This is a genomic window from Pseudomonas sp. PA27(2017) (assembly GCF_001945445.1).
Lineage (GTDB): Bacteria > Pseudomonadota > Gammaproteobacteria > Pseudomonadales > Pseudomonadaceae > Aquipseudomonas.
The window spans coordinates 27,463-35,804 of the sequence record NZ_MSXW01000057.1 but is presented as its reverse complement, the minus strand read 5'-3'; the positions used below and the strand labels follow the sequence as shown (position 1 = coordinate 35,804).

The 8,342-nt window shown below is 64.0% G+C and carries 7 protein-coding genes; 2 read left to right on the top strand and 5 right to left on the bottom strand.

Annotated features, from left to right (window positions below; genetic code table 11):
• Nucleotides 1-264: 264 nt before the first annotated feature.
• From BVH06_RS20215 to BVH06_RS20195, 5 genes are all read right to left on the bottom strand, one after another.
• On the bottom strand, nucleotides 265-723 hold the full coding sequence (locus BVH06_RS20215) for a MarR family winged helix-turn-helix transcriptional regulator (RefSeq protein WP_139315695.1): 459 nt from the start codon (nucleotides 721-723) through the stop codon (nucleotides 265-267).
• A gap of 106 nt (nucleotides 724-829) precedes the next feature.
• The gene (rmf, locus tag BVH06_RS20210; protein ID WP_075932328.1) at nucleotides 830-1,066 is read right to left on the bottom strand and encodes a ribosome modulation factor; all 237 of its coding nucleotides are present in this window, start codon (nucleotides 1,064-1,066) and stop codon (nucleotides 830-832) included.
• A 128-nt stretch (nucleotides 1,067-1,194) separates the two neighbouring features.
• Nucleotides 1,195-2,775, bottom strand: coding sequence for a glutamate--cysteine ligase (gene gshA, locus BVH06_RS20205; RefSeq protein ID WP_075935277.1), 1,581 nt, complete (start codon nucleotides 2,773-2,775; stop codon nucleotides 1,195-1,197).
• A 354-nt stretch (nucleotides 2,776-3,129) separates the two neighbouring features.
• Complete coding sequence (locus BVH06_RS20200; protein ID WP_075932326.1) at nucleotides 3,130-3,519, bottom strand: PaaI family thioesterase; 390 nt, start codon at nucleotides 3,517-3,519, stop codon at nucleotides 3,130-3,132.
• Between the two features lie 3 nt (nucleotides 3,520-3,522).
• Nucleotides 3,523-5,850 carry a Tex family protein gene (locus BVH06_RS20195; RefSeq protein WP_075935276.1) on the bottom strand — a complete coding sequence of 776 codons (2,328 nt, stop codon included), beginning with the start codon at nucleotides 5,848-5,850 and terminating at the stop codon, nucleotides 3,523-3,525.
• A gap of 265 nt (nucleotides 5,851-6,115) precedes the next feature.
• On the opposite strand from BVH06_RS20195, the gene ompR reads away from it, so the two are divergent.
• Together ompR and BVH06_RS20185 are read left to right on the top strand one after the other, a co-directional pair.
• Nucleotides 6,116-6,853 (top strand): two-component system response regulator OmpR, encoded by a 738-nt coding sequence (ompR, locus tag BVH06_RS20190; RefSeq protein ID WP_073267397.1) that lies wholly within the window; start codon nucleotides 6,116-6,118, stop codon nucleotides 6,851-6,853.
• Between the two features lie 90 nt (nucleotides 6,854-6,943).
• A complete protein-coding gene (locus BVH06_RS20185; protein WP_075932324.1) occupies nucleotides 6,944-8,257 on the top strand; it encodes an ATP-binding protein in 1,314 nt (437 codons plus the stop codon).
• Nucleotides 8,258-8,342: the final 85 nt, after the last annotated feature.

Sequence of the window (8,342 nt, the reverse complement as noted above, 5' to 3'; positions counted from 1 at the left end):
CGAAGGATTCCTTATCGGCGTTTGCGGTGAGTATGGGGTGGGGGAATTCTCCCACTGTCTGGCTTGTCGCTTGCAGAAGCCGCGCATGTCCCTCCACCCCCGACAGGTTCCTAGCCTAGAACATACAAGCCGCGACCTCGCGGCGAATTAGTCAGGCACCGCCGATAGGCGGTCAGGCTGCAATCGTTTCGCCCCGAGGTCGGGGCTCCCACAGGTTGGTTTGAGTTGCCGCTTCTGCCTTCAAGCGGCCTCTCCCAAGCCGCCTTAGCCGTTGATCTTATGCAGCAACCGCAGCAGCTGGTTACGTTCGTCGTCGTCGAGGGCGGCGGTAGCCGCTTCGTCGCTGGCCACGGCGATGGCCTTGAGCTGGCCGAGCAGGGCGATGCCTGCCTTGGTGAGAAACACGCCATAGGCGCGCTTGTCCTGCACGCCGCGAACACGCTGGGCCAAGCCACGGCTTTCCAGCTTGTTGAGCAGCGGTACCAGTTGTGGCGGCTCGATGGCCAATTGGCGGGCCAGGTCGGCCTGCATCAGGCCCGGCTCGTTGTCGATGATCACCATCGCGGTGAACTGTGCCGGGCGCAGGTCATGCTGGGCCAGGTTGCCGACCAGGTGCTGGAATACCTTCAGTTGGGCGCGACGCAGCGCATAACCCACCAGGGTGTCCAGCCAGCTGTCAGGCAGCGCGTCACCAGGAGCGCTGGTCGCGGGCGAAGTGTCCATCTGGCTGGAAACGTTGCTCATGGCTTGGCTTCTTCAGTTAAGCGAATTAAGCATTTTGCACCGTGGTGCGCTGGCTGACCAGCGTCGAGGAGGCAGGCGCATCGACTCAGGCCCGCTTCTTGGCACCAGGTGCACTGCCTGGAGAGCGGTTGAGCTTCTCTGCGCTTAGCCGCCGCTGGCCTTCGCCATCGACCCAGCCGGCCTCCCAGGCAGCAGCAGGAATGCTGTCGGCGAAGGGCAGGGTGTCGGCAGCGTGACCGGCGAGGCCCGCCATATAGCCCTGCTGGTAGGCCTTGGTGAGGCTTTCCAGGCTCCAGTGTTGCTTGTTGTCGCGGTGGCTCATGAGAGGGATTCGCAAAGAGGCTTGCAAACCATGCTAGCCAAATCCGTCTGGTCAAACCGGGCCACCTGTCCCGGATTTATGACCATTGGTTTTTTTTGTGACGCAGTCGTCGCGGGCCTGGCCCCGTTTTACACGGCCAGGGCGAGGATGCTGGCCTGGTAGGCGGCGGCGAAGCTGTCGAAGTCGCCTTCCTCGTGAGCTTCGAGTTCGGCCTGTTCCTGCAGTGAGCGCTGGGCGGCCTGCTCGAATTCGGCTTGCTGCTCGGCGTTCAATGGCTGGCCGCGGAAATGCTCGGCGTGACGCTTGCTCTGGCGCAGGGAAAACGCCGCGAAGCTTTCGCCTTTCTGCAGTTCGGCGAGCACCTGGGCCGACGGCGTCAGGCTGGCATCGTCGATTTTCGCGCGTTGGGCCTGCAGGGCGGCGCCATGGGCGTCCGTCCCCTGGCTGCGGTCGAGCAGCCTGGTGATCGCTTCGATGCCGTCGAGCAGTTCGTGGGCCCAGCTCTGCAGGACCACGGGCGCACCATGGCGCTGCAGGTGCAGGCCAGGACGGCGACCGTCCTTGACCACCTTGAGGAAGTTATCCGAGCAACTGCCGCATTCGCCGTTGCTCAGTTGCGGGCTGTCCTGCAGGGCGCAGTAGAGCAGGAAGGCATCGAGGAAGCGCGACTCGGCGAGGTCGATGCCCATCGGCAGGAACGGATTGATGTCCAGGCAGCGCGCCTCGACGTACTGCACGCCACGGGCCATCAGCGCCTGGATCGGCCGCTCGCCGCTGTAGGTCACGCGCTTCGGGCGAATGTTGGAGTAGTACTCGTTCTCGATCTGCAGCACGTTGGTGTTGAGCTGCAGCCACTCGCCGTCCTTCTTGGTGCCGATGTCGACGTAGGGCGGATACGGCGTACCGACGGCCTGGCGCAGGCTGTCGGTGTAGCTGGCCAGGTCGTTGTAGCAGGGCGTCAGCCCGGCTTGGGCCTCGCTCTGATAACCCAGGTCGCTCATGCGCAGGCTGGTGGCGTAGGGCAGGTACAGGGTGTCAGCGTCCAGCTCCTGGAGCTGGTGCGAGCGGCCGCGCATGAAATTCTTGTCCAGTGCCGGCGAGGCGCCGAACAGGTACATCAGCAGCCAACTGTAGCGGCGGAAGTTGCGGATCAACGCGATGTAGCGCGAGGACTGATAGTCGCGCGCGCTGCGCCCGTCGCCTTCGGCTTCCTGCAGCACGGCCCACAGCTGCTCGGGCAGGGAGAAGTTGTAGTGGATACCGGCGATGCACTGCATGGTCTTGCCGTAACGCAGGGCCAGGCCCTTACGGTACACGTACTTGAGCTGGCCGATATGCGAACTGCCGTATCGGGCGATCGGGATGACCTCTTCTTCGGGCAGCGGGCCTGGCATCGAGGGGCTCCACAGGTACTCGCCGTCCAGCTTGCTGTACACGAAGCGGTGGATGCGATCGAGCTCGGCCAGGGTCTCGCCGGGGTCGACCGCCGTGGCGGTGATGAACTCGAGCAGGGATTCGGAATAGTCCGTGGTGATCTGCCCGTTGGTCAGCGCCGAGCCCAGCGCAGTGGGATGGCCGCTCAGCGCCAGCTGGCCACTTTCATCGACGCGCAGGCATTCACGCTCGATGCCATGCAGGCACTGGGAGAGCAGGGACAGGTTGGCGTGCTCGCCGAGCAGGGCCAGACGGCGGGAGAACAGGTCGCTCAAGATTGCATTCCTTCACGCAGCGGTCGCCCCAATATGGGGGTGGACGCTGGACTCTACAAGGGGCGAATTGCTGACGTTGGTCGTCTGGCGAAAGGGATGTACGTTTTAGCGACACGTGCAGGCAGCTTTCAAGCTCTGCCGCGCGTGACCTGGGCCTCAGAGCTCGTTCACGATCTGTATGCGCATGAGGCGGCAGCTACAAGGCAGGAACAGACGTAGGGTGGATCGGGGCGCGTAACTGACGCTCTTTTCATCCACCGTTGCGATCACGGGGCGGTGGACGGATCGGGCCGTGTAGGTGAAACGTCGTCTACGCGACCCGGTCCACCCTACGAACTGTGCTTGAGTCAGGCCTCAGAGGCAGGCGAAGGTGGCCTGGGCCTTGGCCACCAGCTTGTCGTGCTGGTGCACCTCGGCTTCGATCACCTGGGTGCGGCGGCCAGCGTGGATGACCCAGGCGCGGCAGCTCAGGTCACCTTCGGTGACGCCGCGGATGTAGTTGACCTTGCACTCCAGGGTCACGCTGCTCGGCTCGCCGTCGGTGAGGCTGTGGCTGGCCTGGCCCATGGCAGTGTCGATCAGCGAGAACAGCGCGCCGCCGTGCAGCTTGCCATGAAGGTTGCGCAAGCCATCGTGCATGCTCAGGGCGATGATCGCCTCGCCGGCCTCGGCCTTGACGATCTGCAAGCCGAGCAGGCGCCCGAAGGCGCTGCTTTTGCCGATCTCGTCTGCGGATTGGCTCATCGCTTATTTCCTCAGTTGTTTGGCGTTGGCGAACAGCGAAGCCATGGCGGCATTGGCCGGAGCGGGTTTGTCCTGGCCGGAGTGGCGCTCGCTGCGCGGCGTCTGGCCGCCCTTGCCCGCGCCCTTGCGACCGCCGCCTCGGGGGCCATCGACCTTCTCGCCCGGGGTGTCGCTCATGCGCATCGACAGGGCGATGCGATTGCGCGGGATGTCCACTTCCATGACCTTGACTTTGACCACGTCGCCGGCTTTGACGGCCTCGTGCGGGTCCTTGATGAATTTCTCGGAGAGCGCCGAGATGTGCACCAGGCCGTCCTGGTGTACGCCGATGTCGACGAAGGCGCCGAAGTTGGTCACGTTGGTAACCACGCCTTCCAGGATCATCCCCAATTCGAGGTCTTTGAGGGTTTCCACGCCTTCTTGGAACTCGGCGGTCTTGAACTCGGGGCGTGGGTCGCGGCCGGGTTTTTCCAGCTCGCTGAGGATGTCGCTGACCGTCACCTGGCCGAAGGTCTCGTCTGTGAATTTCTTTGGATCCAGGCGCTTGAGAAAGCCAGCATCGCCGATCAGCGAGCGGATGTCGCGGCCAGTGTCGGCGGCGATGCGCTGCACCAGCGGGTAGGTTTCCGGGTGCACGGCGGAGGCGTCCAGCGGGTTGTCGCCATTCATCACGCGCAGGAAGCCGGCGGCCTGTTCGAAGGTCTTGTCGCCCAGGCGCGGGACCTTCTTCAGGGCGTCACGGGTCTTGAAGGCGCCATGAGCGTCGCGATGGGCGACGATATTCTGCGCAAGGGTCGCGTTGAGACCAGAAATCCGCGCCAGCAGGGCGCTAGATGCGGTGTTGACGTCCACGCCCACGGCGTTCACGCAGTCTTCCACCACGGCGTCCAGGCTGCGCGCCAGCTTCAGTTGGGACACATCGTGCTGGTACTGGCCCACGCCAATGGATTTCGGGTCGATCTTCACCAGCTCGGCCAGCGGGTCCTGCAGGCGGCGAGCGATGCTCACTGCGCCGCGCAGGGATACGTCCAGATCGGGGAATTCCCTGGCCGCCAGCTCCGAGGCCGAATACACCGAGGCGCCGGCCTCGCTGACCATGATCTTGGTCATTTTCAGGCCCGGGTACTTCTTGATCAGCTCGATGGCCAGCTTGTCGGTCTCACGGCTGGCGGTGCCATTGCCGATGGCGATCAGGTCGACGCCGTGCTTGGCGCACAGCTTGGCCAGCACGTTGAGGGTGCCGTCCCAGTCATTGCGCGGGGCGTGCGGGTAGACGGTGGCGGTGTCGAGCAACTTGCCGGTGGCGTCGACCACGGCCACCTTGCAACCGGTGCGCAGGCCCGGGTCGAGGCCCAGGGTCGCGCGCGGGCCTGCGGGTGCGGCCAGCAGCAGATCGTGCAGGTTGCGGGCGAACACGCTGATCGCCTCGTCCTCGGCGCCTTCACGCAGTTCGCCGAGCAGGTCGGTTTCCAGGTGGGTGTAGAGCTTGACCTTCCAGGTCCAGCGCACTACCTCCCCCAGCCACTTGTCGCCGGCACGACCCTGGTTGGCGATGCCGAAACGCTCGGCGATCATGCCCTCGCACGGGTGCAGGGTGCCGGGAAGCTCTTCGCCGACCTTGAGACTGGCAGTGAGGATGCCCTCGTTGCGCCCGCGGAAAACCGCCAGGGCGCGGTGCGACGGGGCGCCCTTGAGCTTTTCGTCATGCTCGAAGTAGTCACGGAACTTGGCGCCCTCGGTTTCCTTGCCGGCGATTACCCTGGCGCTCAGGGTGGCGTTGTCCTTGAGGAAGCTGCGCAGGCTGCTGAGCAGGCTGGCGTCTTCGGCGAAGCGTTCCATGAGAATGTACTTGGCGCCTTCGAGCACCGCCTTGGTGTCGGCGAAGCCTTTCTCGGCATCGATGAAGCGCGCCGCTTCGCTCTCCGGGGTCAAGTTCGGGTCATTGAACAGTGCGTCGGCCAGCTCCCCGAGGCCGGCTTCCAGGGCAATCTGGCCCTTGGTGCGGCGCTTCTGCTTGTAGGGCAGGTAAAGGTCTTCGAGGCGCGTCTTGGTGTCGGCGAGGTTGATCTCGCGGGTCAGCTCGGGGGTCAGCTTGCCCTGTTCCTCGATGCTGGCGAGGATGCTCGCCCGGCGATCATCGAGTTCGCGCAGATAACGCAGGCGCTCTTCCAGATTGCGCAGCTGGGTATCGTCGAGGCTGCCGGTGACTTCCTTGCGGTAACGGGCGATGAACGGCACGGTGGAACCTTCATCCAGCAGCTGTACGGCGGCGGCGACCTGTTGCGGGCGCACGCCCAGTTCTTCGGCGATACGGTTGTTGATGCTGAGCATAGAAAGAAGAATCCACCTTGAAACGACTAAAACCGGCCTCGCTCGTGATGAGCCGGACTATAAAACGGCGCATTATAGCCACGCCCGCAGGGGCACAGGCCACTCGCCATTGGCGGCTGTCAGACCATGAATCGGCGCGAAGTGCGCGAACGACAGCGAAAAATCTGCTAACAATGGACAATACGTGGTCTACACGGCCTCTGAGCCATAATGCCGCCGGTCAGCCGGACGCAACGCGTCGCGGACTCTCGGTCAAGGAGCCTCTATGAGCAGCACTGCAGTACAACCGGTCGAAGGCGAAAAGATCCTGATTGTCGATGACGACGCCCGTCTGCGTCGCCTGCTCGAGCGTTTCTTCGACGAGCAGGGCTATCGCGTACGCGCCGTGGAGAACGTCGAGCAAATGGACCGCCTGCTATCGCGCGAGCTGTTCAACCTGGTGGTGCTCGACCTGATGCTGCCGGGCGAAGACGGCATGAGCGCCTGCCGTCGCCTGCGCGCCTCCAACAACCAGGTGCCGATCATCATGCTCACCGCCAAGGGCGACGAAGGTAGCCGCATCCAGGGCCTGGAAATCGGTGCCGACGATTACCTGGCCAAGCCGTTCAACCCACGCGAACTGCTGGCCCGCATCAAGGCCGTACTGCGCCGCCAGGCGCCGGTAGTGCCGGGCGCGCCGGGCAGCGAAGACGAGAGCGTCACCTTCGGTGATTACGAGCTGTCCCTGGCCACTCGTGAACTGAAGAAGGGCGACGAGGTGCACATGCTCACCACCGGTGAGTTCGCGGTGCTCAAGGCGCTGGTGCAGCACGCTCGCGAGCCGCTTACCCGCGACAAGCTGATGAATCTGGCCCGCGGTCGTGAGTGGGACGCCCTGGAGCGCTCCATCGACGTGCAGATTTCCCGTCTGCGCCGGCTGATCGAGCCTGATCCGTCCAAGCCGCGCTATATCCAGACCGTCTGGGGCGTGGGGTATGTGTTCGTACCGGACGGCAACAAGTAAAACGGATACATAGCGCTGGAGGGCTGGCGATCGATGCCAGCCCTCGTTCGTTCAGCCCCGCCCTCAGCGTTTTGCCCGGCTCCTGTTTCTATGAAAGCTCCACTCTGGTTTCCGCAAAGTTTCTTCTCGCGCACCCTCTGGCTGGTGCTGATCGTCGTGCTGTTTTCCAAAGCGCTGACCCTCGTTTACCTGATGATGAACGAGGACGTGCTGGTCGACCGTCAATACAGCCACGGCGCCGCGTTGACCCTGCGCGCCTACTGGGCGGCGAATCCCGAGGATCGTGGCGATATCGCCGAGGCTGCCGGCCTCAAGCGGGTGACGCGTGCCGAAGTGCCCGCCAGCGAGGAGCACTGGCCCTACAGCGAGATCTTCCAGCGGCAGATGCAGTCCGAACTCGGCCCCGACACCGAAACCCGCGTACGGGCCAAGAGCCCGCCAGCGCTCTGGGTGCACGCGCCAACGCTGGGTGAAGACTGGATTCGCGTGCCGCTCTACCCGCATCCGTTGCGTGGCCAGCGGATCTGGAGCGTGCTGGGCTGGTTCCTGGGTATCGGCCTGCTGTCCACGGCGGCGGCATGGATCTTCGTGCGTCAGCTCAGCGCGCCACTCAAGCGCCTGGTGATCGCTGCCCGCCAGTTTGGCCAGGGCCGCAGCGTGCGATTGCCGGTCGGCGATACGCCGAGTGAAATGGCCGAGGTGTACCGCGCATTCAACCAGATGGCCGAGGACGTCGAGCAGGCCGGGCGCGAGCGCGAGCTGATGCTCGCCGGGGTGTCCCATGACCTGCGCACGCCGCTGACGCGGTTGAGGCTGTCCCTGGAGTTTCTCGACCATGACTCCGAGCTGACCGATGACATGGTGCGCGATATCGAGGACATGGACGCCATTCTCGATCAGTTCCTGGCCTTCATCCGTGACGGTCGCGACGAGCCTGTCGAAGACCTGGTGCTGCCCGAGCTGATTCGTGAGGTGGTCGCCCCTTACAATCAGAAGAGCGAACAGGTGCGCCTGTTCCTCGAGCCGATTCCGGCCTTTCCGCTGCGCCGGGTGTCGATCAAGCGACTGATCGTCAACCTGATCGAGAACGCCTTGCGTTATGGCGGCAGCCCGGTGGAAATCGTTCTGTCGGTGGCTGGTGACCACAGCGCGCCCTATGTGGTGCTAAGCGTGATGGACCGTGGCGCCGGCATCGATCCGAGCGAGCTGAGCAACATCGTCAACCCGTTCATCCGTGGCGACAGCGCCCGCGGTGGAAAGGGAGCCGGGCTGGGGCTGGCCATCGTCAAGCGCATCGCTTCGCTACATGGCGGTAGCGTGGAACTGCGCAATCGTACAGGTGGTGGGCTGGAGGCCCGTATCTGTCTGCCTCTGGGGTTATTGTTGCCACGCGACGCGGCCTGATTCTCGACTAGGCTGTTAACTCGATGCAGGCACCTGTACAGCCCCGATAGGCTGCTTCATGCTGTGCTGGCATAGCGATATGAGG